Source organism: Sphingomonas sp. CFBP 13733, from assembly GCF_014841795.1.
Lineage (GTDB): Bacteria > Pseudomonadota > Alphaproteobacteria > Sphingomonadales > Sphingomonadaceae > Sphingomonas > Sphingomonas aerolata.
Genome location: NZ_JACYUP010000004.1, coordinates 585,495 through 611,577 on the forward strand (window position 1 = coordinate 585,495; position 26,083 = coordinate 611,577).

The window sequence follows — 26,083 nt, forward strand, 5'->3', positions numbered from 1 at the left end:
GCGATCATGGCTACCATCAAGATCACGCAGACCGGTTCGCCGATCCGCCGCGAGAAGGACCAGCGCGCAACGCTGGTCGGTCTCGGCCTGAACAAGATGCACAAGACCCGCGAGCTGGAAGACAGCCCAGAGGTCCGCGGCATGATCCGCAAGGTGCAGCACATGGTGTCGGTCGAAGGCTGAGCCTTCACGTCCCACGTGACAAATACGGGAAAGGGGGCTAACGGCCCCCTTTCTTATTCCAGAATCCAACCCGGTTTTTCAACCAGCGCGTAACAAGCGAAAGCGAGTGCATTACCATGAAGCTCAACGAACTCCGCGATAACGAAGGTGCCCGTAAGTCCAAGATGCGCGTCGGACGCGGCATCGGCTCGGGCAAGGGCAAGACCGGCGGCCGCGGCCAGAAGGGCCAGAAGAGCCGCGAGGGCGTGTCCATCGCCGGCTTCGAAGGCGGCCAGATGCCGCTCCACATGCGTCTGCCTAAGCGCGGCTTCAACAACATCTTCCGCAAGGACTTCGCAGAGGTCAACCTCGGCGCGATCCAGCTCGCGGTCGATGCCGGCAAGATCGAGGCGAACGCCACGCTCGACCACAACGCGCTGAAGGCCGCTGGCCTGGCACGCGGCGGCAAGGACGGCGTCCGCCTCCTCGCCAAGGGCGAGCTGACCACGGTCCTCTCGTTCACCGTCGACGGCGCGTCGAAGGGTGCGATCGAGGCGGTCGAGAAGATCGGCGGCAAGGTCGAGGTGATCCACTTCGTCCCCGCAGCCGAGAAGGCTGCCGCCAAGAAGGGCGTGAAGTACAAGGAGCGTGCGGCGCACAAGGCGTCGTTCAAGGCCTGAGCCGAACGAGAAAGGGGGCGGGTGCGAGAGCGCCGGCCCCTTTTTTTTATTTGCCTGACCTGGCGCCTTCCTGTCGCCCGCTTCCGACCCGCCCGTTTTTCGGGACCACCCTTCCTCCGTTCGCCCTGAGCGTAGTCGAAGGGTACGTCACCTGGGGCAACGTCCTTCGACTTCGCTGAGGACGAACGGGGCAGGAGGCGACCGAGTGCCCCTCGGGCTCGCATAACGCACCTAGGCATTAGACAAGCGCGCTCCTGCGCCTATATGAGCGGCGGGGGCGGTCACAACGCTTCCCGCCTTCTTTGTTTCCAGGACGATCACACGTATGGCATCCGCAGCCGACCAGATGGCGCAAAGCGTCAGCCTGTCCAAATTCGCCAAGGCGACCGATCTCAAGAAGCGGTTGTGGTTCACGATCGGCGCCCTGATCGTCTTCCGCCTGCTCAGCTATGTCCCGTTGCCGGGTGTCGACCCGACCGCGCTGGGGCTGTTGTCGCAGCAGACGCAGGGCGGCGTGCTCGACTTCTTCAACACCTTCTCGGGTGGCTCGCTCAGCCGCATGTCGCTGATTGCGCTCGGCGTGATGCCCTACATCACTGCCTCGATCGTGGTGCAGCTCGCGACCTCGCTGAGCCCCACGCTTGCCGCGATCAAGAAGGACGGCGAATCGGGCCGCAAGCGCCTGAACCAGTATACCCGCTACGGCACGGTCGGTCTGACCGCGGTGCAGGGCTATTTCATCGCCGTCGGACTCGAGACGCTCGGCGCGAACCAGGGCATCGCCGCGGTGATCGAGCCGGGCATGACCTTCCGCATCGCGGCGGTCATCTCGCTGATCGGCGGGACGATGTTCCTGATGTGGCTGGGTGAGCAGATCACCAGCCGCGGCATCGGCAACGGCGTGTCGCTGATCATCATGGCGGGCATCGTCGCGCATCTGCCGACGACGCTGGTCAACCTGCTCGAGGGCGGCCGTTCGGGCAGCCTCGACCCGATCAAGCTGATCGGCATCATCGTCGCGGTCGTCCTGCTCGTCCTGTTCATCTGCTTCATGGAGCGCGCACAGCGCCGCATCCTGATCCAGTATCCCAAGCGCCAGACGCAGCGCGGGATGCAGGCCGATCGCAGCCATCTGCCGCTGAAGATCAACACCGCGGGCGTCATCCCGCCGATCTTCGCCTCGTCGCTGCTGCTGATGCCGCTGACGATCTCGCAGTTCGCCGGCCAGCGCGTTGCGGGCGAGTCGCAGTGGGGCGATTTCATCATCACGCTCAACCAGTATCTGCAGCACGGCAGCCCCGTGTACATGCTGCTCTACGGTGCCGGCATCATCTTCTTCTCGTTCTTCTACACCGCGATCGTCTTCAATCCCGAAGAGACCGCGGACAATCTGAAGCGGCATGGCGGGTTCATCCCCGGCATCCGTCCGGGCAAGAACACCGAGAACTACTTCGATTATGTTCTGACGCGCATCACCGTCATCGGTGCCGCCTATCTGACGATCATCTGCCTGCTGCCCGAATATCTGGTCACGGCGCTGTCGATCCCCTTCTATCTCGGCGGCACCAGCCTGCTGATCGTCGTCAACGTGACGATGGATACGGTGACACAGATCCAGAGCCATCTGCTCGCGCATCAATATGGCGACCTGATCAAGAAGGCGAAGCTGAAGGGCGGTCGACTTCGCTAAGTTGCGGGGTTACCGGTTTATAATCCTGCACGAACGAGGGGAGTGCGTTTCGTGAATATCATCCTTCTTGGCCCGCCAGGCGCGGGCAAGGGCACGCAGGCCGCGACGCTCGTGGCCGAACGCGGCATGGTCCAGCTGTCGACCGGCGACATGCTGCGCGCTGCGGTCGCCGCGGAATCGCCCGTCGGCCTTCAGGCGAAAGCCGTGATGGCCGCCGGTGGCCTGGTCAGCGACGACATCGTGTCGGGCATCATCGGTGAGCGGCTCGACCAGCCCGATACGGCAAACGGCGTGATCTTCGACGGCTATCCGCGCACTGCGGCCCAGGCCGAGGCGCTAGACGGGCTGCTCGCAGCCCGGGGCCGTACGCTCGACTACGTGATCGAGCTCGGCGTCGATGAAGCCGCACTGATCGACCGCGTGGTTGGCCGGTATACCTGCGCGAACTGCGGCGCCGGCTATCACGATCGGTTCAAGCAGCCGGCGGTTGCCGGAGTCTGCGACGTGTGTGGCTCGACCGAGTTCAAGCGCCGTCCCGACGACAATGCCGAAACCGTCAAGACACGCATGGCCGAATATCGCGCCAAAACCGCGCCGATCCTGCCAATCTACGATGCGCGTGGTCTTGTGCGCCGCGTCGACGGGATGGCGGACATCGGCCATGTCGGTGTCGCGATCGCAGCGATCCTCGACGACCGCTGACGAGACAATCACAGACCCGGACATGACAGGTTTGTCATGTTCGGGTCATCCCCCTGTCGAGTGCCCGATCCTAAGAGACGCGTGTCGCCCGAAAGAGCGGCGCGAGTTTCCAGAGATCGGTGCCCGTCACTCCCGGGGGTACCGTGGGGGCCGGCGGGAAGTGATTTCCGCCGGCCTTTCCGTTATGGGACAGGGGAAAGCGATGACGCCGTGAACCGCAAGATCCTGATTGTCGAAGATGATGTCTCGACCGCAAGCTATCTTGCCAAGGGGCTGACTGAGGCGGGCTACGCCGTCGAGACTTGTGGCGATGGGCGTGACGGACTGTTCCTCGCGAGCGAGGGCATCTTCGACCTCATCATCGCCGACCGGATGCTGCCAGGGCTCGACGGCCTCGCCATGGTCAGCGCGGTCCGCGCGGCCGGCATCGTCACCCCGGTCCTCATCCTCTCCGCGCTCGCCGCGGTCGATCACCGGGTCGACGGGCTGAAGGCCGGGGCCGACGACTATCTCTGCAAACCCTTCTCGTTCGCGGAACTGTCGGCGCGCGTCGAGGCGCTGGTGCGCCGGTCGGACCGCCTCGCGAGCGATCCGCAAAAGACCAAGCTGTCGGTCGGCGATCTCGAGATCGACCTGCTTTCACGCGTCGTGTCGCGCGGTGGGCACACGATCCCGCTGGGTGCGCGCGAATTCAACCTGCTCGAATTCCTCGCCCGGCATGCGGGGCAGGTCGTGACGCGGACGATGATGCTCGAGAAGATCTGGAACTATCACTTCGATCCGGGATCGAACGTCGTCGACGTCCATATCGGCCGTCTGCGGCGCAAGCTCGAGGACGGGTTCCCGACGCCGATCCTCCATACGGTACGCGGGGCAGGATACCGGCTCGCCGTGGAGGGCTGAACCGCGATGCGCCTGTCGGTCACCGCGCGGATCGCGCTGCTCGCGATCATGCTGTCGCTGGTGTCCAACCTCGCGCTGATCGGCTTCGTGTGGAAACAGACCAGCGCCGATGCGATCGATGCGATCCGGCGCGAGACCACCGAACAGTCTGATGCGCTGCGCACCGTCTGGCAGGTCGGCGGTATTCCGGAACTGCGCGAGGCGATCGGCGAGGCGGTCAGCCCCGGCGACGTCTCGCTGGTACTCGCGCTCGTCGACGCGGACGGACGGACCGTTCAGGGAGTCGCGCCCGCGCGGCTGACCGTGCCGCTGCGGATGACCCGCTTCAGGATCGCCCGGCTTGGCGACGACGCGTTGTGGAACGCGCGCGAGACGGGGTACGCCCTGTACCCGATCGGCCGGCAATGGCTGCTGACCGGCCGCAACCTCGACCTGATCGCGGCGGAGGAACGTGCGATGGAGCGCGCGCTGGCCTTCGCCATCACCCTCTCGCTCGCGCTCGGCATCGTCGGGGGACTCGTTCTCGCGCGTTATGTCGGGCGGCGTCTCGACGGGATTGCAAACGTGGTCGAGGCCGCAGGCGAAGGGGACCTGTCACGACGCGTCGCGGTGGTTGCAGGCGGCGGGGATGCGTTCGACCGGCTGGCCGCGCGGCTGAACGTCATGCTCAGCAAGCTTGAGGGGGTGATGGCCGAGCTGCGCGTCGTGACCGACAGCCTGGCCCATGACCTGCGCTCACCACTGGCCCGTCTGCGGACCAAGACCGAGCAGGCGGTGCTGATCGCGGACCCCGACGCGCGTGAAGTGGCATTGGGCGGGCTGCTGACCGAGACCGACCTCGTCATGCGGATGCTGACGATGGTGATCGAGATCAGCCGGTCTGGATCGGTGTCGCGCGACCGGTTCATCCAGGTGTCGCCTGCGAACCTGCTCGAGGAGATCGGCGAGCTCTATGCCCCGGTCGCCGAGGATGCGGGCCTCAGCTTCGTCGTGGCGATCGACGATCGGCCACCCGCCATGGCGCTGCACCGCGAACTGCTCAGCCAGGCGATCACCAACATGATCGACAATGCGCTGCGGCATGGGGCCAGCGGTGGCATGGTAACGCTCCGCCTGATCGAGCGCGGTGACGGCGTCGCGATCCAGGTCGAGGATCGCGGGCCAGGGATCGCGGTGGCGGACCGTGCACAGGCGCTCAAGCGATTCGGGCGACTCGACAGCGCACGCACGACCCCGGGGGCGGGGCTGGGCATGGCGCTGGTCGAGGCGGTCGCGCGGCTGCATGACGGCCGGTTCGAACTGGGCGACAATGCGCCCGGCCTCGTCGCGCGGATCGTCCTGCCAGTCTGACTGCGAGCGGGGATGGCTTTGTCCGGGCGGACGCGGCAAGAGGCTGCCGATGGACGCACTTTCGCTTTTCGGGCTTGCCGCGGTTTCCTTCACCCTGCTGTGCTACGCCAAGGAATCGGGATCGCACTGGTGGACGTTCGGCTTCGCGGTGGGGTGCCTGTTCGGATCGGCCTATGGCTTCCTGCAGGGGGCATGGCCGTTCGGGCTGGTCGAGCTGATCTGGTTCGTCGTCGCGCTGCGGCGCTGGATCGTGATGCGACGGGTGGCCGGGGCCCGGCCCTGACGCGGTCGCGCGGCGCGGCTTGCGGGGGCACATCACGCGGGCGGCGGAACCCGCGGCTTGACAGTTCGTTAGCGCGCGCCTAATTCGACCTCCCCGATACGACGGTTCCCGGCGGCGCTCTTTTGCGTTCGCCGTTATCGTGCGTTTCGGATCATCGCTAGGAGATGAGGGCCGTGCAGCCATGCCGGACCTCGTGGAGCAGGAGAACCAAGTTCATGGCACGTATCGCGGGTGTTAATATCCCGACCAACAAGCGCGTGGTGATCGCGCTGACCTATATTCACGGCATCGGTTCGACCAAGGCCAAGGAAATCGTCGTGAAGCTCGGCATTGCTGACACCGCACGAGTCCAGGACCTGACCGACCAGGAAGTGCTGCACATCCGTGAGGCGATCGACGCCGACTACACCGTCGAAGGCGATCTGCGTCGCCAGGTGTCGATGAACATCAAGCGCCTGATGGATCTCGCCTGCTATCGTGGTCTTCGTCACCGTAAGGGCCTGCCGGTCCGCGGCCAGCGCACGCACACCAATGCGCGCACCCGCAAGGGCAAGGCTAAGCCGATCGCCGGCAAGAAGAAGTAATCCGACTCAACACCGGATTACTCCGCCGGCGCTGGTCCCGAGGGACCGCCCGGCGTCACGCAGATACAGGTCAGGAAATACACCATGGCACGCGAACCTCAGCGCATTAAGCGGCGCGAGCGCAAGAACATCACCTCTGGCGTCGCACACGTGAATGCCAGCTTCAACAACACCATGATCACGATCACCGATGCCCAGGGCAACGCGATCTCGTGGTCGTCGGCCGGCGCAATGGGCTTCAAGGGCTCGCGCAAGTCGACTCCGTACGCGGCGCAGGTCGCAGCGGAAGACGCGGGCAAGAAGGCCGCCGAGCACGGCGTCCGGACGATCGAAGTCGAAGTGAAGGGCCCCGGTTCGGGCCGCGAGTCGGCACTGCGCGCGCTGCAGGCAGTCGGTTTCCAGATCACGTCGATCCGCGACGTGACCTCGATCCCGCACAACGGCGTTCGTCCTTCGAAGCGTCGTCGCGTCTGATTTCTCCGACGTTGCCCGTGCGCGGTTGATCGCGCGGCACGGGTGCATATTCATGGCCGGTGGACGTCCTGTCCGCCGGCCCCCAAATTAGGGGAAGCAAGTGTCTGTCAACGCAAAGAACTGGCAGGAACTCAAGAAGCCCAGCGGCCTGGAGAAAAAGGCCGGTGGCGACACCAAGCGCAAGGCGACCTTCATCGCTGAGCCGCTCGAGCGTGGCTTCGGCCTGACGCTCGGCAACGCGCTGCGTCGCGTGTTGCTTTCGTCGCTGCAGGGCGCGGCCGTGACCTCGATCAAGATCGAGAACGTGCTGCATGAGTTCTCGTCTCTGGCCGGCGTCCGCGAGGACGTGACCGACATCGTCCTCAACGTGAAGCAGATCGCGATCCGCATGCAGGGCGAGGGGCCCAAGCGCCTCCAGCTCTCGGCAACGGGTCCGGGTGAAGTCAAGGCCGGCGACATCGCCGTCTCGGGCGACATCGAGATCATGAACAAGGATCTCGTGATCTGCCACCTCGATGAGGGTGCGACGCTCAACATGGAGCTGACCGCCGACATCGGTAAGGGTTACGTGCCCGCTACCGCAAACCGCCCGGCCGACGCGCCGATCGGTCTGATCCCGGTCGATGCGCTCTACTCGCCGGTACGTCAGGTGTCGTACAAGGTCGACCCGACCCGCGTCGGTCAGGACCTGGATTACGACAAGCTGACGCTGACGATCGAAACCGACGGCACGATCACCCCGGAAGACGCAGTCGGCTATGCCGGTCGCATCCTTCAGGACCAGCTCGCGCTGTTCGTCCACTTCGACGATTCGTCGGTCACCCGTTCGTCGGCCCCGATCGGCCAGGCAGCACCCGCTGCCGGTGGTGCGGAGCCCGCAGGCGATACGCAGCAGATCAACCGTTACCTTCTCAAGAAGGTCGACGAGCTCGAGCTGTCGGTGCGTTCGGCGAACTGCCTCAAGAACGACAACATCATCTACATCGGCGATCTGGTCGGCAAGACCGAAGCCGAGATGCTGCGCACGCCTAACTTCGGCCGCAAGTCTTTGAACGAGATCAAGGAAGTGCTGTCGTCGATGGGTCTTCGTCTGGGCATGGAAATCCCGGGCTGGCCGCCTGAGAACATCGAAGAGATGGCCAAGAAGCTCGAGCAGGAAATCATGGGCTGATCTGGCACCGGGGCAGCCATGCTGCACCGGAGACCAGACAGCCCGGCCGGCGGGTCGGTTTCGACCGACCCGTTCGACGACACGGCTTTGCCGGGTCGCCACCCGGCTGGAGACAAAGCGGGCAAGGCGCGGGTTTCGTGATTGACGGAACCCGTCCTTGCCGTCTTTACGAAGGCATCGGTCGCCGGCCTTAACGGCGACCAGCTCCCGGGTACCTCATACGGCCCCTGAACGAACGAAAAGGTATTAAACATGCGCCATCGCGTAGGCGGCCGTAAGCTTCAGCGGACCTCGGCCCACCGTCTTGCTCTGTTCCGCAACATGAGCGCCGCGCTCATCAAGCACGAGCAGATCACCACCACCGTCGCCAAGGCGAAGGAATTGCGTCCCTACATCGAGAAGCTGATCACGCTCGCGAAGAAGGGTGGCCTGTCCAACCGTCGTCTCGCGCACGGCAAGCTGCTCGACGATGCCCAGCTGGTGAAGCTGTTCGACGTTCTGGCGACCCGCTATGCGGATCGCAACGGCGGCTACACTCGCGTCATCAAGGCCGGCATCCGCATGTCGGACGCCTCGCCGATGGCCGTTATCGAGTTCGTCGATCGCGACGTCTCGGCGAAGGGCCAGGATTCGGGTCCGGTGATGTCGGACGAGGATTACAACGAAGCGGCATAATCCCCGCCTCTCGTTAGTCGAATTGCAGGCCGCGTTTCCCATCCGGGAGGCGCGGCCTCTTTCGTTACGGGTCCCATCCGGCTATGCGCCCGACATGGAGCACCCAGACAGCATTCTCATCGTCGATTTCGGCAGCCAGGTAACCCAGCTGATCGCCCGCCGCGTGCGCGAGGCGGGCGTCTATAGCGAGATCGCCCCCTTCCAGTCCGCCGCGGCCGCGTTCGAACGGATGCAGCCAAAGGGGATCATCCTGTCGGGTGGTCCCGCCTCGGTCACGACCGAGAACAGCCCCCGGGTGCCGCAGCATTTCTTCGAGGCGGGGATCCCGATCCTCGGCATCTGTTACGGCCAGCAGGTCATGTCCGCACAGCTCGGCGGCAACGTGATCGTCTCGGGTGACGGCGGCGAATTCGGCAGCGCGTTCGTCGAGGTGAAGGCGCCTTGCGCGCTGTTCGACGGGCTGTGGGCCGAGGGTGAGCGGCACCAGGTCTGGATGAGCCATGGCGACAAGGTCGACGCGATCCCGCCGGGCTTCACCCCCGTCGCGGTGTCGACCGGTGCCCCCTATGCGATCGTCGCCGACGAGGCGCGGCGCTTCTACGGCGTGCAGTTCCACCCCGAGGTCGTTCACACGCCCGATGGCGGCAAGCTGATCGCCAATTTCGCGCGGCACGTCTGCGGGCTGAGCGGCGACTGGACGATGGCCGAGTTCCGCGAGACCAAGATCGCCGAGATCCGCGCGCAGGTCGGTAGCGGCCGGGTCATCTGCGGCCTGTCGGGCGGCGTCGATTCGGCGGTGGCGGCAGTTCTGATCCATGAGGCGATCGGCGAGCAGCTCACCTGCGTCTATGTCGACCACGGCCTGATGCGCGCGGGCGAGAGCGAGCAGGTCGTCAGCCTGTTCCGCGGCGCCTACAACATCCCGCTGATCCATGTGAACGTCGAGGAGCTGTTCCTCAGCGGTCTCGCCGGGATCACCGACCCCGAGCTGAAGCGCAAGTTCATCGGCAAGACGTTCATCGACGTGTTCGATGCCGAGGCCAAGAAGCTGGGCGGGGCGGAGTTCCTGGCTCAGGGTACGCTCTATCCCGACGTGATCGAGAGCGTCAGCTTCACCGGCGGGCCGTCGGTAACGATCAAGAGCCACCACAATGTCGGCGGTCTGCCCGAGCGGATGAACATGAAGCTCGTCGAGCCCTTGCGCGAACTGTTCAAGGACGAGGTCCGCGCGCTTGGTCGCGAATTGGGTCTGCCCGAGATCTTCGTCGGGCGTCACCCGTTCCCCGGACCCGGCCTCGCGATCCGCATCCCCGGCGAAGTCACCAAGGAACGCTGCGACATCCTGCGCAAGGCGGATGCGATCTATCTTGAGGAGATCCGCGCGGCGGGGCTCTACGACACGATCTGGCAGGCGTTCGCGGTGCTGCTGCCCGTGCGCAGTGTCGGCGTGATGGGCGACGGCCGCACCTACGACAACGTCCTCGCCCTGCGCGCCGTGACCTCGACCGACGGGATGACCGCGCAGGCGTTCCAGTTCCCCGGCGACTTCCTGCCGCGCGTGGCGACCCGGATCATCAACGAGGTCAAGGGCATCAACCGCGTCACCTACGACTATACGTCGAAGCCGCCCGGCACGATCGAGTGGGAGTGAGCCCCATGGGCGGCGTGCGCCTCTTCGCCTGAGCGGTTTCCCCGATTGCAGGATGGGCGCGGGTGTTCCATTCCCTCGTAGACAAGCAGGACCGGGGGAGAGCGGTGATGAACATGCAGAGGGCGTCGACGACGCTGGCGATCGCGATGACGTGTGTTGCCGCGATGGTCCCGGGCACAGGCGCGGCGCAGGGCGTGACGCCCCCGGTCAAGGTCGAGGGCGGGTCGGTGACCGGCACGACGGCCGCAGGCGTCGCGGTCTTCAAGGGCATAGCCTTTGCAGCGCCGCCGGTCGGCCCCTTGCGCTGGTGGGCGCCGCAGCCGGTGCAGAAATGGTCGGGCGTGCGCGCCGCGGACCGTTTCGGGCATGACTGCATGCAACTGCCCTTTCCGAGCGATGCGGCGCCGCTCGGCACGACGCCGGCGGAGGATTGTCTCGTCCTCAACGTCTGGCGTCCGGCGGCGTCAGCGGCGCCTAAACCCGTGCTGGTCTGGATCTATGGCGGCGGGTTCGTGAATGGCGGGTCGTCGCCTGCGGTCTATGACGGGTCGGCGTTCGCACGGCAGGACGTCGTGTTCGTCAGCTTCAACTACCGGCTCGGACGGTTCGGCTTTTTCGCGCATCCCGCGCTGAGCGCGGCGAACGAGGGACCGCTCGGCAACTATGCGCTGCTCGACCAGATTGCGGCGTTGCAATGGGTGCGGGCGAACATCGCAAAATTCGGGGGCGATCCGGCGCAGGTCACGCTGATGGGTGAATCGGCAGGGGGCGCTTCGGTTTTGAACTTGATGGCGTCACCGATGGCGAAGGGGCTGTTCGCGCGGGCGATCGTGATGTCGGGCGGCGGGCGGACATTGATCGGTGGCGTGCCGCTTCGCGGTGAGGCGGGCGGCAGGCCTTCGGCCGAGACGATCGGCGTCAACTTTGCGACGGCCCAGGGCATTACGGGACGATCTGATGCGGAAACGCTCGCGTCGCTTCGCGCCTTGCCCGCCGAGCAGGTGCGCGGCGAGTTGAACCTTGCCTATCGGGGCCCGGTGAATGTGCCGACCTATGCCGGCGGACCGATCGTCGATGGCCGCGTCGTGGTCGGCACGACCGACGGAGCGATGCGGCGGGGGACCGCGATAGCGGTGCCGATGATGGTCGGGACCACCGATGCGGATATCGCGGGCTTTGGCGAGACGTCCAAGCAGGGGCTGTTCGCCAGCTTCGGTGCGCAGGCCGACGCCGCCCGCGCCGCCTATGATCCCGCGGGCGCGCAGGAACTTGCCGCGGTCGGTCCCGAGGTAGGACGCGACCGCCTGATGCACGAACCCGCGCGGCTCGTCGCGCAGGAGACGCAGCGCGCGGGGCAGCCCGCCTATCTCTATCGCTTCGGTTATGTCGCGCAATCGATGCGCAAGGACTGGTCGGGTGCGCCGCATGCCACGGACATCCCGTATTTCTTCGACACGGTTGCGGCGAAATACGGCGCGGCGCTGACCCCGCAGGATGCCCGCGCCGCGCAGCTCGCCAACCGTTATGTCGTAAACTTCGTGCGCAAGGGCGATCCCAACGCGCCGGGACTACCGCGCTGGCCGGCCTTCGACACACGCCGGGGCACACTGCAGCTACTGCAGGCCGATGCGAGTGCGATCAACGGCGTGGATCCGCTCAAGGCCCGGCTGGACGCGGTACAGGCGGCCGCCGACGCCGTGGCAGCAGGCCCCGAACGGCGCTGAGGCACGCCGCGCAGCGCTCACGCACATAGTTCGTGCGTTCGTGTCTTCTGTCGCTTTCTGAGGGAATCGGCCCGCTCGAGAAAAGGGGATAACTCGTGCGGGCCGCAGTCCAGCGCCGACGCTGCTGTCTTGGGGAAGCGCGTCGGACAGATCGGATATGGGCGGAATGCCGCGATGTATCAAGACTTTTGAAAGGAAGTTGTGCCGACCGATTGCGGGACAAACCTGGAGATCGAATTGCGATTCGGCGAACCCGAATGCGCTATGTGCGGTCTGCACCGAACGATGCCGACAAAGCGGGGAGGGATGGTGCTGCGCGCCCCGCCGGCCCGTGTGACTGAAAACTGGCGGGGCGCTGAAGGTTACGCGATACTCGGCAACGCCTCTGCCCATGGCTTATGCCAAGCAGTCGTGAATTGAAAATGAACGGGGCGCCCCGCCCGTCCGTGCGACACTCTCGTATCCGGGCGGGGCGCCGAGGACGCGATGCCGTATCGGCACTGCGTCGCTGACGACAAGCTAGCACCGGCGGCAAAACTTGACAGCACCGCTCGTCACGCCGCTGCCTCGTTTCGCCCGAAAATCTGCGCTAGGCGGGGGATGCAGCCGTTAGGGCGGGCCGGTGGTATCGGAGCGAAGGCATGCGGAGGATCGGGGTGACACTGGGGGTGATGCTCGTCGGCGCATGCCAGCAGACGGGCGATGGCCGGGATGCCGCCGCCGTGGAACGCCGCGTGGTGGTCGGGACGCTGACCGGTGACCCCGTGGCGGGTGCGCGCGTGTTCGTTCAGTGCAAGGCCTGCCACACGATCGGTGCGGACGCGCCCGATACCGACGGTCCCAATCTCTACGACGTGGTCGACGGCCCGGTCGCGCAACGCCGGCCGCGATTTGCCTATACCGCGGCGTTGCAGGCAATGGGCGGGCGCTGGGATGCGGCGCGGCTCGATGCGTGGCTCCGGGCACCGCAGGGCCTGGTGCCGGGGACGACGATGCGCTTTGCCGGTCTGTCCGGTGCGCAGCAGCGCGCCGACGTGATCGCCTATCTCGCGACCTATCGCCGAGACCGTTAGGGAAATTGGCGCGCCCGGAGGGAGTCGAACCCCCGACCGAGGAGGTAGAAGCTCCTTGCTCTATCCAACTGAGCTACGGGCGCGCACGCGTTCCGATTAGCGTGCATTGCACGAGCTTGGAACCGTCATCATAACGACGCGATGAATATCGTGGATCCCGACGCGCCCGAGCCGGTGGCGGCCACTGCCATGCGCAGTGAACAGTTCCGCTATTTCGATTTCGTGATGGCGGCATTCGTCACGATCCTCCTGCTGTCCAACGTCATCGGCGCGGGCAAGCGGGCGGTGATCGACCTGCCGTTCATCGGTGCCTGGCCGTTCGGCGCGGGGATCCTGTTCTTTCCGGTCAGCTATGTGATCGGCGACGTGCTGACCGAAGTCTACGGCTATGCGCGTGCGCGCCGCTGCATCTGGGCCGGGTTCGGCGCGATGCTGTTCATGGTGTTCATGTCGACGGTGGTCGTCGCGCTGCCGCCGGACGCGGGGTGGACGGGGCAGGCGGCGTATGAGTCGGTGTTCGGACAGGTGCCGCGGATCGTGCTGGCCTCGATCTGCGCGTTCTGGGTGGGCGAGTTCGCCAACAGCTTCGTGCTCGCGCGGATGAAGATCTGGACCAAGGGGCGCATGCTGTGGACGCGGACGATCGGGAGCACGGTGGTAGGGCAGGCGTTCGACAGCCTGATCTTCTATCCACTGGCCTTTTACGGCGCGCCCGACTGGCCGGTCGAGGCGATGCTGATGGTGATGGTCAGCCAGTTCGCGCTGAAGGTGTCGTGGGAGGTGCTGCTGACGCCGCTAACCTATGTCGCGGTGGGGTGGCTCAAGCGGCGCGAGGGGGTCGATGTGTATGACGAGGGGACGGACTTCTCGCCGTTCCGGACGCGGGTTTGAGCCTGTCGCATGCGATCCGCTTCCGCCCCCACCCGTTCGTGCTGGGCGAAGTCGAAGCACCTGGGTCTCAGGCCCTTCGACTTCGCTCATGGCAAACGGATGGGGTGGGGTAGGGTGACGAACCCGATTAAGCGCTGACGGCTTCCATCAGACCTTCGAACAGCCGTCGGCCATCCGTGCCGCCATGCGCCGCTTCGATCCGGCGTTCGGGGTGCGGCATCATGCCGAGCACGTTGCCCTTGTCGTTGAGCAGGCCAGCGATGTTGCGCACCGATCCGTTGACGCTCTCGGCATAGCGGAAGGCGACGCGGCCTTCGCCTTCGAGGCGGTCGAGCGTCTCTGTGTCGGCGAAGTAATTGCCGTCATGATGCGCGACCGGGAAGGAGACGCGTTCGCCAGCGCTATAGCCAGACGTGAAGCGGCTCGAGGACGTCTCGACAGTCAGCGCGACGTCACGGCAAACGAAGTTCAGCCCCTGGTTGCGCATCAGCGCGCCGGGCAGGAGCCCCGCCTCGGTCAGAACCTGAAAGCCGTTGCAGATGCCGAGCACGGGTAGGCCCTTGCCCGCCTGCTCGACGACCGCGCGCATGATCGGCGAGCGTGCGGCGATCGCGCCCGAGCGCAGGTAATCGCCGTAGGAGAAGCCGCCGGGCACCGCGACCAGCCCGACATCGCCCGGCAGGTCGGCATCGCCGTGCCAGACCATGGTCGGCTTGACGCCGGTCACCGTTTCCAGCGCGACGGCGATGTCGCGGTCGCAGTTGGAGCCGGGGAAGACGATGACCGCGGTCTTCATGCCTTCTCGACCCGGTAATTCTCGATCACCGTATTGGCGAGCAGCTTGCGGCACATGCCGTCGATCGTCGCGTCGTCGGTATCGTCGGCGACCTCCAGCTCGATCAGCTTGCCCTGGCGGACGTCCTGCACGCCGTCGAAGCCGAGGCTGCCGAGCGCGTGGTGGATGGCGCGGCCCTGCGGGTCGAGCACGCCGGGCTTGAGTGTCACGAAAACCTTGAGTTTCATTTACTTGCCCCGGTTCTTGCGATGCTTTTCGAGGTCGAGGACCGAATTGTCGCCGCCTTCGGGCAGCAGGCCAAGACGGCGTGCAACCTCCTGATAGGCCTCGACTTCGCCGCCGAGATCGCGGCGGAAGCGGTCCTTGTCCATCTTCTCGTTGGTTTCCATGTCCCACAGACGGCAGCCATCGGGGCTGATCTCGTCCGCGAGGATGATGCGGCCATAGTCGTTGTCGAAGATGCGGCCGAATTCGAGCTTGAAGTCGACGAGGCGGATGCCGACGCCGGCGAACAGCCCGCACAGGAAATCGTTCACGCGGATCGCGAGGTCGGCGATGTCGTGCATCTCCTCCTGGCTCGCCCAGCCGAACGCGGCGATATGCTCGTCGGAGATCATTGGATCGCCGAGCGCATCGTCCTTATAGTAATATTCGATGATCGTGCGGGGCAGCTTGGTGCCCTCCTCGATCCCGAGACGCTTCGAGATCGAACCCGCGGCGACGTTGCGCACGACGACCTCGATCGGGACGATCTCGACCTGGCGGATCAGCTGCTCGCGCATGTTGAGCCGGCGGATGAAGTGCGTCGGCACGCCGATATGATCGAGCAGCGTGAAGATGTGCTCGGAAATCCGGTTGTTGAGAACGCCCTTGCCGTTGATCGTGCCCTTTTTCTGGGCATTGAACGCGGTCGCGTCGTCCTTGAAATACTGGATCAGCGTGCCGGGTTCGGGACCCTCGTAGAGGATCTTGGCCTTGCCTTCGTAGATCTGGCGGCGGCGAGCCATGCGCGGTCCCCTGAAAATTGAGCGGCCCCGACCCCCACGATAATCTTCGCGGAGCCGAGGCCGGAATAGGCCGCGCCTATAGGCGAAGGGCGCGGGCGGTGCAATCGGATCGGCGTACCGGTGTGAACGGAATGCAGGGCTGTCGATGCTATCCCGCGACTTCGGGAAGCGGCTGGTCCACCGGCGCCGCCCGGGCGGGGCGGGCCGGGGTCAGTCGGCGAACGGGACCGAGCAGCGGTTTCTCGACCAGCAGATGGGCGAGCAGGCCGATGATGATCGCGATGATGACGATCAGGACCACGACGGGTTGCTGCGGCAGTCGGCTGACCGCGGGGATCTTCACCAGCCATCCATAGCCCATCATCACGAAGGCGTGGGTGAGATACAGCGCATAGGAGGCGTCGCCGAGCAGGACGAGGAACCGCGCAACCGCGTTGCGTGGTGCACCGATCGTCAAGACGCTGGCGACGACGACGACTGCGGGCAGGCCCCACGCCGCGATGCGCGGCAGTTCGGGCAGGCTGGTGGTGGCGTCGTGCGCGACGAACAGCGGCACGACGGCCATGACCGCCATTGCGACAAGTGCCATGACGGGCGGCACGGGCCAGGCCCGGTCGCGGCGTGTCCAGGCGGCATAGCCATATCCAAGGACGAGGCCGAAGCAGAATTCGAGCGATAGCGGGCTCGCTAGAAACTTGGCGGTGGCGGTCGGAGGCATCAGCGATCCCGCGACCTGCAGGCACAGGATCGCCGCGATCGTCGCGATCACCGATAGCGTCGCCGAGCGCGCCCAGAGCGTGGCCGCGAAGAGAAGGTAGAAATACATTTCATAGACGAGCGTCCACGCGGTTCCGAGCAGCGCATTGCCCGGCAGCAGCATCAGCGCGCCGGCGATCGTCCGTGCGGGATAATGGTTGGAAGCTAGGAATCCCATCGCCGAGATCGTCAGCACGGCGAGGCAGCACAACCAGTAGAAGGGGTAGATGCGGGTGGCGCGGCGGAACAGGAAGGTCCCGGGTGTCGGCGGGCCGCGGCGATCCCTGAACGTGACGTGAAACATGATGAAGCCGCTGATGACGAAGAATATGTCGACGCCCGATGCGCCCGATGTCGTCAGCCAGTCGGGGCTGAACTTTCCGATCGCACCCCCCGACTCCTCCAGCGTGTGATGGACGACGACGGCCAGCGCCGCGATCGCACGCAGCATCTGAATGCCGTATAATTCGACATGATCCGACTGTTTGATTGTCACTGCTACGCCCCCACGGCGCGACGCTCCCCATGCGCCGCGCCTATCGGCTAACAGATCATGTAATGAAAGTCAGTGTTGGTTCGTAGGATACAAAGCAGCGTTATTTTACAACTCTTGGCCGTCAGCTAAGGCTTCTATTCTCAGGTAACGGCAAGTCGTTCCGAATACTGCGGATTCTGCCACTCTCCCGTTTCGACGATCTTTTTCAGCACCTCGCCCGCGCACCAGACGTCTTCATGACTGAGATAGAGCGGGGTCAGGCCGAGGCGGAGGATGTCGGGGTCGCGGAAGTCGCCGATGACGCCGTGCGCGATGAGCGCCTGCGTGATCGCATGCGCATGGGGGTGGCGGAAGCTGATATGGCTGCCGCGCTGGGCGGGATCGCGCGGACTGACGCAGTCGAGGCCGAGCGCGTCACCGGCGGCGGCGAGGATGTCGAACAGACGGGCGCTTTTGGCGGCGACGGCGTGCTGGTCGATGTCGGCCCAGAGATCGAGCGCGGTTTCGAGCGCGGCGGTCGACAGCATCGCGGGGGTGCCCGCGAGCCAGCGCTTCATCCCCGGCGCGGGGCGATAGGCGTCCTCGAACGCGAAGGGCGCGGCGTGGCCCATCCAGCCGGACAGCGGGCTGGCGAGCCTGTCCTGCCAGCGCGTCGCGACATAGATAAAGGCGGGCGCGCCGGGGCCGCCGTTGAGGTATTTGTACGTGCAGCCGACCGCCAGATCGGCGTCGGCGCCGTTCAGGTCGATCGGCACCGCGCCGACGCTGTGGCTGAGGTCCCAGAGCATCAGCGCGCCGGCATCGTGGGCGCGGGCGGTCCACGCGGTCATGTCGAAGCGCTCGCCGGTCTTGTAGTGGACATGGGTGAGCAGCAGCACCGCGGTGTCCTCGTCCAGCGCCTCTGCGAGATCCGCGCGCGCGACCACCTTCAGCCGGGCGCCGGGGATGCAGGCGACCGCGCCCTCGGCGATGTGGAGGTCGGTCGGGAAATTGCCGGCCTCGCTCAGCACCGTGTGGCGGTCGGGGTTGGCGCGCAACGCCGCGACGAGCGCCTTGAACAGATGCGTCGAGGTCGTGTCGCCGATGATCACCTCGTCGGCGGCGGCGCCGATCAGCGGGGCGATCTTCGCGCCGATCCGCTGCGGCGCGTCGATCCAGCCCTCGTTCCAGCTGCGGATCAGCCGGTCGCCCCATTGCCGGGTCGCGACGTCGGCGAGCGCGGCGGGCGTCGCCGTGGGGAGCGCGCCGAGTGAATTGCCGTCGAGATAGATGACGCCTTCCGGCAGCGCGAACTGCGCCCGGTACGCTGCCAGAGGATCGGCGGCGTCGAGTGCGCGGGCTTCGTCGAGGGTCATGGTCGGGCCTTTGTAGATACGGGCGGGTTCACGGTCATTTCAGGGCAGCCGCGATCAGCCGTTTCGCCTCCGCCCAGGCCGCTGTCTCGGGTGCGACGAGTTCGACATGGCCGGTTGCCGGGATGGTGTGGAGGAGGGCGGTGTCGCCTGCGGTTTTTGCCTTGGCGACATAGTCGGTGGCGAAGGGGAAGGGGATGATCCGGTCCTCGCGACCGTTGACGAGGTCCTGCACTATGCCGAGCGGGAGAAGGCGCGGCACCGAGGTGTCGGCGTACACGTCCCCGCGGGCCGCGCTGGGCATGCCGACGAGCTTGGCGACGACCTCCGTGCCGCAGCCATTGGCGGGGGTGGCCGCCGTCGCCTCAAGATCGGGCAGGCCGCCGAGGCTGATGACATGGTCGATGTGCAGCGGCGCGCTGCTATGAAGCGGGCTGGCAGCAGGAAGCTTCGCGCGGGCGGCGAGCCAGAGCGCGAGATGGCCACCGGCGGAATGGCCGATCGCGACGATGCGGCGCGTGTCGAGACTGAAGGTCGCCGCGTTCGCAGTGAGCGCGTCGGTCGCCTTCGCCGCGTCCTCGAAGCTCCCCGGATAACCTCCGCCGGCGCGGTCGACGCCGCGATAATCGATGTTCCAGACCGCGATGCCGTCCTTGCGCAGATCGTCCGCAACCCAGTTCATCAGGCTGCGGTCGGCGATGCTCGTCGTCCAGCAGCCGCCATGCACCATCACCACGACCGGGAAGGGGCCTTTGCCCTTCGGGCGCCAGACATCGACCTTCTGCATCTGGTCCGGGCCATAGGCGATGGTCGCGTCTGGGCTCGGCTTCGGCCGTTTGACGAGGTCGGGCCAGGTCAGGAGCTTGGGTGCGGGCGGTCCGGCGATCACCGGTGTGGAGATGGCGGCGAGCGCGAGAAAGGCAAGGCGGATCATGGGGTTGCGGGGCCTTTCGGGGAGCAGGTGACGAACGCAGAAGCGGTCATGGTCTGACGGTGGCGGACGTCGCGGGTGGACGCAATATCGGTGGGAGGCTTGGCTCGTGGGTCCTGACGTTCTTCAGGGTGACGGGCAGCGGATGAGGACAGGGCGTTCTGGTCGGGGTGGTGAGAACAACAGTGGAACCTTTGGGCCGCGCTTGCTATCCACAAGGCAACTATGGTCACCGATTTCAAAGATCCCTTCGATTCCATCGTCGACGCCCCCTTCGACAGCGCGCTGAGCGAGCGGTATCTCGTCTATGCGCTCTCGACGATCACCGCGCGGTCGTTGCCCGATGTGCGCGACGGGATGAAGCCGGTGCACCGGCGGCTGCTCTGGGCGATGCGGCTGCTGAAGCTCGATCCGAGCCAGGGCTACAAGAAATGCGCGCGCGTCGTCGGCGACGTGATCGGCAAATATCATCCGCATGGCGACCAGTCGGTCTATGACGCGATGGTCCGTCTCGCGCAGACCTTCTCGCTGCGCTATCCGCTGGTCGACGGGCAGGGCAATTTCGGCAATATCGACGGGGATAATGCCGCCGCCTACCGCTATACCGAGGCACGGCTGACTCAGGTTGCGGTCGACCTGATGGAGGGGCTCGACGAGGATGCGGCCAATCTTCGCCCGACCTATAATGGCGAGGACGAGGAGCCCGAGCTGTTCCCCGGCATGTTCCCCAACCTGCTCGCCAATGGCGCGAGCGGGATCGCGGTCGGGATGGCGACGAGCATCCCGCCGCACAACGCCGCCGAGCTGATCGAGGCGGCGATCCTGCTGGTCGATCAGCCCGATGCCGACAATGACGCGATCCTGGCGCATGTGACGGGGCCGGACTTTCCGACCGGCGGGCTGGTCGTCGATCCGCCCGCGGTGATCCGCGAATCCTACGCCACCGGGCGCGGCGGGTTCCGGGTACGTGCGCGTTGGGAGATCGAGCGTGAAAAGGGCGGGATGTGGACGCTGATCGTGTCCGAGATCCCGTACGGCGTACAGAAGGGCAAGCTGATCGAGCAGATCGCCGACCTGATCAACGCCAAGCGCCTCCCGATCCTGGCGGACGTGCGCGACGAATCGGATGCCGAGATCCGCATCGTGCTGGAGCCGCGCAGCCGGACGGTCGATCCGCAGGTGCTGATGGACGGGCTGTTCCGGCTGACCGATCTCGAGACGCGGGTGAGCCTAAACCTCAACGTGCTCGACAAGGATCGCACGCCGCGCGTGATGTCGCTGCGCGAGGCGCTGGCGGCCTGGGTCGAGCATCAGTTCGTGGTGCTGACCCGGCGGACCCAGCACCGGCTGGAGAAGATCGCGGACCGGATCGAGCTGCTCGACGGCTATCTGATCGCCTATCTCAATCTCGACCGCGTGATCGAGATCATCCGCACCGAGGACGAGCCGAAAAAGGTGATGATCGCCGAGTTCAACCTGACCGATCGTCAGGCGGAGGCGATCCTGAACATGCGGCTGCGGTCGCTTCGCCGGCTCGAAGAGTTCGAGATCAAGACCGAGCGCGACAAGCTCGACAAGGAACAGGCGACGCTGACCGCGTTGCTCGCCGATCCCAAGCTGCAGAAGAAGCGGATGAAGGCGGACCTGCGCAAGATCCGCGACCGCTATGGCGCCGAGACGCTGCTCGGCAAGCGGCGCACCACGATCGAGGAGGCCGCCCCGACCCGCGACATTCCGCTCGAGGCGATGATCGAACGCGAGCCAATCACGGTGATCCTGTCGCAGCGCGGCTGGATCCGGGCGATGCGCGGGCACAATGATCTGGCCAGCCCCGAGGCGCTGAAGTTCAAGGAGGGCGACGGCCCCGCCTTCGCCTTCCACGCGCAGACGACGGACAAGCTGCTGCTGGCGGCGGAGAATGGGCGGTTCTTCACGCTGGCGGCCGACAAGCTGCCGGGCGGGCGCGGCTTTGGCGAGCCGGTACGCGCGATGATCGACCTCGACGGCAGCGTCGGGATCGTCGCGCTCTTGCCTGCGGCGCGGCAGGCCAAGCTGATGGTGGCGGCGACCGATGGCCGCGCGTTCATCGCGACCGCGGCGGACGTGATCGCGGAGACGCGCAAGGGCAAGACGGTGATGACGCCGCGGATCGGCGAGAAGGTGAAGCTGGTCCGCCCGGTCGACCCCGCGGACGATTATGTCGCGGCGATCGGCGACAACCGCAAGCTGCTGGTGTTCCCGATCAACGAGCTGGTCGAGATGAATCGCGGGCAGGGGGTACAGCTCCAGCGTTACCGCGATGGCGGGCTGGCGGATGCGATCACCTTTGTGTTCGCCAACGGCTTGAGCTGGGCGATGGGCGGCGAGACCAAGCGCACGCGGACCGAGGCGGATCTGGGGCCGTGGCGTACGGCGCGCGGCGCGGCCGGGCGGATGCCCCCCACAGGTTTTCCCCGCGACAACCGATTCGGCTGAAATTCGTCTATGCTATGGCGATGCGTGCTGACCATCGCGATCTGGCTCTAGGGTAAACCGGGGGCCAGCGGCCGGGTCGTTGCGGACTGGTGCCGGGCTGTCTGAACCGGCGTTGAAATAATCGTACTCGTTTTGGGTCTTTTGTAAATTTCACGCGGCCTTAACGAAGCCGGGTTAGGCAGGACTATGGAATGGGTTCTTCACGAGGCCGAACAACCGGCAACCGTCTCGGCTGAACTCGTCGCGCGGGGCCTCGAGCTGAGCCCGATTCCGATGGTCCACCTGACGCTCGAGAACGGTGGGCTCGAGCTGTTCGCGATGAACCGGGCCTATCGCCTCGCCGGGCTGGGCGTCGTCGCGACGCGGTCGCCGATGATCGCCGATCTGGGCGATCGGATCATCGCCTTTCTGCTGACGTCGCAGACCCGACTCGACTTCGACTGGGCCTTTGGCGACACAATCGATTGCCGGCATTACCGCGTGACGATCGCGCGGAGCAGCGCAGCGATCCACGACCGGTGCACGCTGAGCTTCGTTGACCGGACCTCGCAGATCCATACCGAACGCAGCATGCGGCGCGAGATGACGACCGACAGCCTGACCGGGCTGCTCAACCGCGAAGGGTTCGAGGATCTGGTCGAGGCGGTCGAGGATCACGCCGCGCGCGCGGTCCTGGCGATCGATATCGACCGGTTCGGGCGGCTGAACGCGTGCCTGGGATCGCTGGTCGGCGACGAGATGCTGATCACCGTCGCGCGGCGGATCAAGGGCGCGCTGCGGGTGCGCGATACGCTGGCGCGGGTCGGCGGCGGGCAGTTCGCGGTGCTGATGACGATCGACGAGGATCCCGCAGAGGCACTGCGTCTCGCCGACCGGATCCAGCGCGCGCTGATCGCGCCGTTCCGCCTCACCGATTACGAGATCCGCGTCGAATGCTCGATCGGCATCGCCTATGGCCGGGACGAGACCGGGGACACGGCCGAGATGATCCGCCACGCGCAATTTGCGGTGAAGCGCGGCAAGGCGACGGGTCGGACCGAATGCTATCAGCGCCAGGAATTCGTGATCGCCCGCGAACAGTTCGGCATGGAGACCGCGCTGCGTCGCGCGATCGAGAATGACCGGCTGCGGCTCGCCTATCAGCCGATCTGCGACCTTGCGACCGGGCGTATCGTCGCGTTCGAGGCGCTGGCGCGGTGGACCGACGAGGATGGTCGCGAGATCCCGCCGACACAGTTCATTCCGGTTGCCGAGGAATCGGGGCTGATCGTTCCACTGGGGCGCTGGGCGATCGATGCGGCGGCGCGGACGCTGGCGGCGTGGGACGTGCGTGCCGGCGGGCATTGCGGCGTTCGCGTCGCGGTGAACCTGTCCGCGATCCAGCTGCAGCGCGACGCGATCGCGCCGGTGGTCGAGTCGGCGCTGTCTCGCTCGCGACTCGGCGGCGATCGGTTCACGCTCGAATTGACCGAAAGCGCGATCGTGTCCGACCCGGACCGGATCGCGCAGGCGATGCACGCGCTGAAGGATCTCGGTACGACGCTCGCCATGGACGATTTCGGCACCGGTTATTCCAATCTCGCCTATCTCCAGAAACTGCCGATCGATGTGCTGAAGATCGACCGGAGCTTTGTGACGGGGATGCTGGCGGACCGCGACAAGGTGTCGATCGTCCGCGCGATCCTCAGTCTCGCACAGGCGCTTAACATGCAGACGACCGCGGAGGGGATCGAGACGGGCGACTTGGCCCAGACGCTCGCGGCGCTCGGATGCACCTATGGCCAGGGCTATGTCTTCGCGCGGCCGCTCGAGGCGGCTCAGGCGTTCGAGTCGATCTTCAGCCGGGTCCCGATCCTGGCCTGAAGGCTCAGGCGAGCGTTTCGGTGACCGCCTTGTCCGCGATCGCATCGACCCGGGCCTGATCGGGAAAGCCCTCCGCAATCCACTGAGTCTCGATCCGCCGGCGCATTGCGGCGACGTCGGGCCCCTTGCGCAGGCCCCGTTCGACCAGCGCGCCGCCGTTGATCGGAAATGCCGGCGGCGACCAGTCGGCAATCGGCGCGACGTCCGCACCTGCGATCAGCAACCGGTCGATCGCGCCAGCCACGCCGTGGCGATAGGCGAGGGCGCGCGGGCCTTCGTCGCCAATCCCCTGCGTCGCCGCGACGACGCGTTTGCGATTGGTGTTCGACAGTTTCAGCCGTGCAGCGACCACATCGCCGTCGCGGGCGGGGATCAGTGCGGCCAGACGCCGGATCGGATCGGGCGCAATGCCGGCGGCATGTTCGTGATCGACCAGCGCGGCCAGCCGCTCGACCCCGTCGGCGTCGATCTCGGGCAGCACCGCACGCCAGATGCCGCGCTCGACCATCAGTGCGATCACCGCAACGGCGCGCGCCGCGACGAGCAGCTTGAGCAGTTCGGCGGCGATCCGCTCGCGGGACAGCGCCATCAGATCGTTCGCGCGGGTGGTGCACGCCTCCAGCCCGGCAGCGTCGATCTCGGTCCCGAACCGCGCATGAAAGCGGAAGAAGCGCAGGATTCGCAGATGATCCTCCGCAATCCGCTGCAACGGATCGCCGATGAAGCGCACGCGCCCTGCGGACAGATCGTCTAGGCCACCGAAATAGTCGAAGATCTCACCGCTGACGGGATCGGCATAGAGCGCGTTGATCGTGAAATCGCGGCGCGCCGCATCCTCGCGCCAGTCATCGGTATAAGCGATCGTCGCATGCCGCCCATCGGTCGCGACGTCGCGGCGTAGCGTCGTGATCTCAACGGTTCCCCCCTCGGTCATCGCGGTGATCGTGCCATGCGCGAGCCCGGTCGGCACCGCGCGGATCCGCGCATCCTCGAGCCGTTCGAGCACCTCCTGCGGAGGAAGGCTCGTCGCGATGTCGATGTCGATCGCGCCGGTATCGGCCGGTGCCAAGCCGAGCAGGGTGTCGCGCACCGCCCCGCCGACGAAGCGCGACTGCGCCGACGCGCCGCCCAGCACGGCGGTCAGCGCGGCGAGGCCGGGGCGCGTCCGCCAGGCGGCATCGGGAAGGCTCATGCCCATTGCAGTCGTCGCCTCAGATTGACGATCATTGCAGCGGTCGCGCCCCAGATGCGGCGGTCGTTCCAGATGATCTCGTAATAATGCCGCTCATGACCCTGCCACTCGACGCTGGCTTCGACATGATTGCCCGAATCGAGCAGGAATTCGAGCGGAACCTCGAACACGTTTGCAACCTCCGCCTCGCTCGGGTGGAGCACCAGGTCGGGGGGAATGACGCCGATCACCGGCGTCACCTGGAAGCCGGTGACGGTGCGATAGGTATCGGCCTGGCCGATGACGGTCACGCGTTCGCGCGGCAACGCGATTTCTTCCTCGGCCTCGCGCAGCGCGGCGGTGACGATATCCTCGCCGGGATCGATCCGGCCGCCGGGAAAGGCGATCTGGCCCGCATGCTTGCGCATCGTCTCGGTACGCTGGGTCAGGATCACCCCGGGTTCGGCACGATCGGTCACCGCGATCAGCACCGCCGCGGGCAGCAGCGTATCGCCGGGCGGCAGATCGATGTCGTCACGGTCGCCGGTCAGCAGGATCATGCCCGGTTCGACCCCCCGCGACAGCGCGCTGCGCAGCCGATCGGCGAGCGTCACGCGGCGATGTCTTCGGGCGACGGCATGGCAGGTTCGAGCGGGAAGAACTGGCCGTCGCTCCATAGTCCGACCGGCGACTCGCCGCCCGCGATCGCGCGGTCGGCGAGCTCGTAATAGACCGGCCGGGCGACCACCGCCTCCATCCCGCCACGGACCATCAGATAAGGTCGCGGGCCGTCTTCATCCTCGACGAAACGGATCGGGTGCGCGGCGCCCGCGGTTACGAGGTCGCCGGTGTTGAGCCGGAAGGTCAGCCTGGTCGCCGGACCCTCGCCATCGATCTTTACCTCGACCGCAACGAACGGCACGTCCTCGACGACGATGTCGAGCTTCTCGACCGGGGTAACCAGGACATAGCCGCCCGATGGCTCGCGCCGGAGGATCGTCGAGAAGAGCCGGACCATCGTCTCGCGGCCGATCGGCGTGCCCTGATGATACCAGGTCCCGTCGCGCGCGATCCGCATTTCGCTGTCGCCACAATGCGACGGATTCCATTTGTCGACCGGCGGCAGTTTCTGCTCGTCGGCGAGCCGGGCGATTTCGGCGAGGCTCAGTGAGGCAAGATCGGGGAGGGGGTCCATAGGCATGAGCGCGAGGTAGGGTGCGCAT

The 26,083-nt window shown here is 66.0% G+C and carries 26 protein-coding genes and 1 tRNA gene; 17 read left to right on the forward strand and 10 right to left on the reverse strand.

Translation table 11 applies throughout. From position 1 onward, the window contains the following. The first annotated feature begins 6 nt into the window (after positions 1-6). The 14 genes from rpmD to IFT71_RS15355 all read left to right on the forward strand — a co-directional run bounded on the left by rpmD (position 7) and on the right by IFT71_RS15355 (position 13,122). Complete coding sequence (gene rpmD / locus IFT71_RS15290; RefSeq protein WP_031393747.1) at positions 7-183, forward strand: 50S ribosomal protein L30; 177 nt, start codon at positions 7-9, stop codon at positions 181-183. Between the two features lie 116 nt (positions 184-299). Continuing rightward, positions 300-842: a 50S ribosomal protein L15 gene (gene rplO, locus IFT71_RS15295; RefSeq protein ID WP_031393746.1), complete on the forward strand. Its 543-nt coding sequence runs from the start codon at positions 300-302 to the stop codon at positions 840-842. A gap of 325 nt (positions 843-1,167) precedes the next feature. Continuing rightward, positions 1,168-2,532, forward strand: a complete 1,365-nt coding sequence (gene secY, locus IFT71_RS15300) for a preprotein translocase subunit SecY (RefSeq protein WP_031393745.1) — start codon at positions 1,168-1,170, stop codon at positions 2,530-2,532. A 51-nt stretch (positions 2,533-2,583) separates the two neighbouring features. Next, on the forward strand, positions 2,584-3,234 hold the full coding sequence (locus IFT71_RS15305; protein ID WP_037529375.1) for an adenylate kinase: 651 nt from the start codon (positions 2,584-2,586) through the stop codon (positions 3,232-3,234). 210 nt (positions 3,235-3,444) lie between these two features. Continuing rightward, on the forward strand, positions 3,445-4,137 hold the full coding sequence (locus IFT71_RS15310; RefSeq protein WP_031395241.1) for a winged helix-turn-helix domain-containing protein: 693 nt from the start codon (positions 3,445-3,447) through the stop codon (positions 4,135-4,137). 6 nt (positions 4,138-4,143) lie between these two features. Further along, entirely contained in the window at positions 4,144-5,487 is a 1,344-nt protein-coding gene (locus tag IFT71_RS15315) for a sensor histidine kinase (protein ID WP_192141847.1), read from the forward strand. Positions 5,488-5,536: 49 nt separating this feature from the next. Beyond that, on the forward strand, positions 5,537-5,770 hold the full coding sequence (locus IFT71_RS15320) for a hypothetical protein (RefSeq protein WP_056674863.1): 234 nt from the start codon (positions 5,537-5,539) through the stop codon (positions 5,768-5,770). 215 nt (positions 5,771-5,985) lie between these two features. Continuing rightward, positions 5,986-6,354, forward strand: coding sequence for a 30S ribosomal protein S13 (gene rpsM, locus IFT71_RS15325; RefSeq protein WP_192141849.1), 369 nt, complete (start codon positions 5,986-5,988; stop codon positions 6,352-6,354). Positions 6,355-6,438: 84 nt separating this feature from the next. Then, positions 6,439-6,828 carry a 30S ribosomal protein S11 gene (gene rpsK, locus IFT71_RS15330; RefSeq protein ID WP_031395237.1) on the forward strand — a complete coding sequence of 130 codons (390 nt, stop codon included), beginning with the start codon at positions 6,439-6,441 and terminating at the stop codon, positions 6,826-6,828. A 100-nt stretch (positions 6,829-6,928) separates the two neighbouring features. Continuing rightward, a complete protein-coding gene (locus tag IFT71_RS15335) occupies positions 6,929-7,999 on the forward strand; it encodes a DNA-directed RNA polymerase subunit alpha (RefSeq protein ID WP_031395236.1) in 1,071 nt (356 codons plus the stop codon). Between the two features lie 252 nt (positions 8,000-8,251). Beyond that, positions 8,252-8,674, forward strand: a complete 423-nt coding sequence (gene rplQ, locus IFT71_RS15340; RefSeq protein WP_031395235.1) for a 50S ribosomal protein L17 — start codon at positions 8,252-8,254, stop codon at positions 8,672-8,674. A 94-nt stretch (positions 8,675-8,768) separates the two neighbouring features. Then, positions 8,769-10,325, forward strand: a complete 1,557-nt coding sequence (gene guaA, locus IFT71_RS15345; protein WP_192141851.1) for a glutamine-hydrolyzing GMP synthase — start codon at positions 8,769-8,771, stop codon at positions 10,323-10,325. 107 nt (positions 10,326-10,432) lie between these two features. Then, positions 10,433-12,049, forward strand: a complete 1,617-nt coding sequence (locus tag IFT71_RS15350) for a carboxylesterase/lipase family protein (protein WP_192141853.1) — start codon at positions 10,433-10,435, stop codon at positions 12,047-12,049. Between the two features lie 641 nt (positions 12,050-12,690). Further along, positions 12,691-13,122, forward strand: a complete 432-nt coding sequence (locus IFT71_RS15355) for a c-type cytochrome (RefSeq protein WP_192141855.1) — start codon at positions 12,691-12,693, stop codon at positions 13,120-13,122. A 6-nt stretch (positions 13,123-13,128) separates the two neighbouring features. On the opposite strand, the gene IFT71_RS15360 is transcribed toward IFT71_RS15355, so the two are convergent. Next, a tRNA-Arg gene (locus IFT71_RS15360) sits at positions 13,129-13,205 on the reverse strand. A gap of 106 nt (positions 13,206-13,311) precedes the next feature. Here IFT71_RS15360 and IFT71_RS15365 point away from each other — a divergent pair. Then, positions 13,312-14,013: a queuosine precursor transporter gene (locus IFT71_RS15365; protein ID WP_051916672.1), complete on the forward strand. Its 702-nt coding sequence runs from the start codon at positions 13,312-13,314 to the stop codon at positions 14,011-14,013. Between the two features lie 127 nt (positions 14,014-14,140). Here the strand turns inward: IFT71_RS15365 and purQ are convergent, their stop codons facing one another. The 6 genes from purQ to IFT71_RS15395 form a co-directional block, all read right to left on the reverse strand. Further along, positions 14,141-14,809, reverse strand: coding sequence for a phosphoribosylformylglycinamidine synthase subunit PurQ (gene purQ / locus IFT71_RS15370; protein ID WP_192141857.1), 669 nt, complete (start codon positions 14,807-14,809; stop codon positions 14,141-14,143). After that, positions 14,806-15,036: a phosphoribosylformylglycinamidine synthase subunit PurS gene (gene purS, locus IFT71_RS15375; protein WP_031439802.1), complete on the reverse strand. Its 231-nt coding sequence runs from the start codon at positions 15,034-15,036 to the stop codon at positions 14,806-14,808. The genes purQ and purS overlap by 4 nt, the downstream gene beginning before the upstream one ends. Continuing rightward, positions 15,037-15,816 carry a phosphoribosylaminoimidazolesuccinocarboxamide synthase gene (gene purC / locus IFT71_RS15380; RefSeq protein WP_031396310.1) on the reverse strand — a complete coding sequence of 260 codons (780 nt, stop codon included), beginning with the start codon at positions 15,814-15,816 and terminating at the stop codon, positions 15,037-15,039. A gap of 148 nt (positions 15,817-15,964) precedes the next feature. Further along, complete coding sequence (locus IFT71_RS15385; RefSeq protein ID WP_192141860.1) at positions 15,965-17,068, reverse strand: acyltransferase family protein; 1,104 nt, start codon at positions 17,066-17,068, stop codon at positions 15,965-15,967. A gap of 140 nt (positions 17,069-17,208) precedes the next feature. Further along, positions 17,209-18,423, reverse strand: a complete 1,215-nt coding sequence (gene kynU, locus IFT71_RS15390) for a kynureninase (RefSeq protein ID WP_192141861.1) — start codon at positions 18,421-18,423, stop codon at positions 17,209-17,211. Between the two features lie 34 nt (positions 18,424-18,457). Next, on the reverse strand, positions 18,458-19,354 hold the full coding sequence (locus IFT71_RS15395; protein ID WP_192141863.1) for an alpha/beta hydrolase: 897 nt from the start codon (positions 19,352-19,354) through the stop codon (positions 18,458-18,460). A gap of 222 nt (positions 19,355-19,576) precedes the next feature. Between IFT71_RS15395 and parC the strand changes: the two genes are divergently transcribed. Both parC and IFT71_RS15405 read left to right on the forward strand, forming a co-directional pair. After that, entirely contained in the window at positions 19,577-21,826 is a 2,250-nt protein-coding gene (gene parC / locus IFT71_RS15400) for a DNA topoisomerase IV subunit A (RefSeq protein WP_192141865.1), read from the forward strand. Between the two features lie 186 nt (positions 21,827-22,012). Further along, positions 22,013-23,689 carry a putative bifunctional diguanylate cyclase/phosphodiesterase gene (locus IFT71_RS15405; protein ID WP_037530078.1) on the forward strand — a complete coding sequence of 559 codons (1,677 nt, stop codon included), beginning with the start codon at positions 22,013-22,015 and terminating at the stop codon, positions 23,687-23,689. A gap of 4 nt (positions 23,690-23,693) precedes the next feature. Here the strand turns inward: IFT71_RS15405 and IFT71_RS15410 are convergent, their stop codons facing one another. From IFT71_RS15410 to IFT71_RS15420, 3 genes are read right to left on the reverse strand one after another with little or no spacing between them, the layout of a single operon-like run. Further along, a complete protein-coding gene (locus IFT71_RS15410; protein WP_192141867.1) occupies positions 23,694-24,887 on the reverse strand; it encodes a CCA tRNA nucleotidyltransferase in 1,194 nt (397 codons plus the stop codon). Then, positions 24,878-25,474, reverse strand: coding sequence for a CoA pyrophosphatase (locus IFT71_RS15415; protein WP_031440742.1), 597 nt, complete (start codon positions 25,472-25,474; stop codon positions 24,878-24,880). The genes IFT71_RS15410 and IFT71_RS15415 overlap by 10 nt, the downstream gene beginning before the upstream one ends. Then, positions 25,471-26,061 (reverse strand): DUF1285 domain-containing protein, encoded by a 591-nt coding sequence (locus tag IFT71_RS15420; protein WP_166745974.1) that lies wholly within the window; start codon positions 26,059-26,061, stop codon positions 25,471-25,473. The genes IFT71_RS15415 and IFT71_RS15420 overlap by 4 nt, the downstream gene beginning before the upstream one ends. Between the last annotated feature and the right edge of the window lie 22 nt (positions 26,062-26,083).

Bases quoted from the DNA above. Each gene is read 5' to 3' on its own strand.
- kynU (WP_192141861.1), bottom strand. From the start codon at position 18,423: ATGACCCTCGACGAAGCCCGCGCACTCGACGCCGCCGATCCTCTGGCA.
- purS (WP_031439802.1), bottom strand. From the start codon at position 15,036: ATGAAACTCAAGGTTTTCGTGACACTCAAGCCCGGCGTGCTCGACCCG.
- IFT71_RS15350 (WP_192141853.1), top strand. From the start codon at position 10,433: ATGAACATGCAGAGGGCGTCGACGACGCTGGCGATCGCGATGACGTGT.
- parC (WP_192141865.1), top strand. From the start codon at position 19,577: ATGGTCACCGATTTCAAAGATCCCTTCGATTCCATCGTCGACGCCCCC.
- IFT71_RS15410 (WP_192141867.1), bottom strand. From the start codon at position 24,887: ATGGGCATGAGCCTTCCCGATGCCGCCTGGCGGACGCGCCCCGGCCTC.
- IFT71_RS15365 (WP_051916672.1), top strand. From the start codon at position 13,312: ATGCGCAGTGAACAGTTCCGCTATTTCGATTTCGTGATGGCGGCATTC.
- guaA (WP_192141851.1), top strand. From the start codon at position 8,769: ATGGAGCACCCAGACAGCATTCTCATCGTCGATTTCGGCAGCCAGGTA.
- rpsM (WP_192141849.1), top strand. From the start codon at position 5,986: ATGGCACGTATCGCGGGTGTTAATATCCCGACCAACAAGCGCGTGGTG.
- secY (WP_031393745.1), top strand. From the start codon at position 1,168: ATGGCATCCGCAGCCGACCAGATGGCGCAAAGCGTCAGCCTGTCCAAA.
- IFT71_RS15405 (WP_037530078.1), top strand. From the start codon at position 22,013: ATGGAATGGGTTCTTCACGAGGCCGAACAACCGGCAACCGTCTCGGCT.
- purQ (WP_192141857.1), bottom strand. From the start codon at position 14,809: ATGAAGACCGCGGTCATCGTCTTCCCCGGCTCCAACTGCGACCGCGAC.
- rplO (WP_031393746.1), top strand. From the start codon at position 300: ATGAAGCTCAACGAACTCCGCGATAACGAAGGTGCCCGTAAGTCCAAG.
- IFT71_RS15395 (WP_192141863.1), bottom strand. From the start codon at position 19,354: ATGATCCGCCTTGCCTTTCTCGCGCTCGCCGCCATCTCCACACCGGTG.
- rplQ (WP_031395235.1), top strand. From the start codon at position 8,252: ATGCGCCATCGCGTAGGCGGCCGTAAGCTTCAGCGGACCTCGGCCCAC.
- IFT71_RS15420 (WP_166745974.1), bottom strand. From the start codon at position 26,061: ATGCCTATGGACCCCCTCCCCGATCTTGCCTCACTGAGCCTCGCCGAA.
- IFT71_RS15315 (WP_192141847.1), top strand. From the start codon at position 4,144: ATGCGCCTGTCGGTCACCGCGCGGATCGCGCTGCTCGCGATCATGCTG.
- rpsK (WP_031395237.1), top strand. From the start codon at position 6,439: ATGGCACGCGAACCTCAGCGCATTAAGCGGCGCGAGCGCAAGAACATC.
- rpmD (WP_031393747.1), top strand. From the start codon at position 7: ATGGCTACCATCAAGATCACGCAGACCGGTTCGCCGATCCGCCGCGAG.
- IFT71_RS15355 (WP_192141855.1), top strand. From the start codon at position 12,691: ATGCGGAGGATCGGGGTGACACTGGGGGTGATGCTCGTCGGCGCATGC.
- IFT71_RS15320 (WP_056674863.1), top strand. From the start codon at position 5,537: ATGGACGCACTTTCGCTTTTCGGGCTTGCCGCGGTTTCCTTCACCCTG.
- purC (WP_031396310.1), bottom strand. From the start codon at position 15,816: ATGGCTCGCCGCCGCCAGATCTACGAAGGCAAGGCCAAGATCCTCTAC.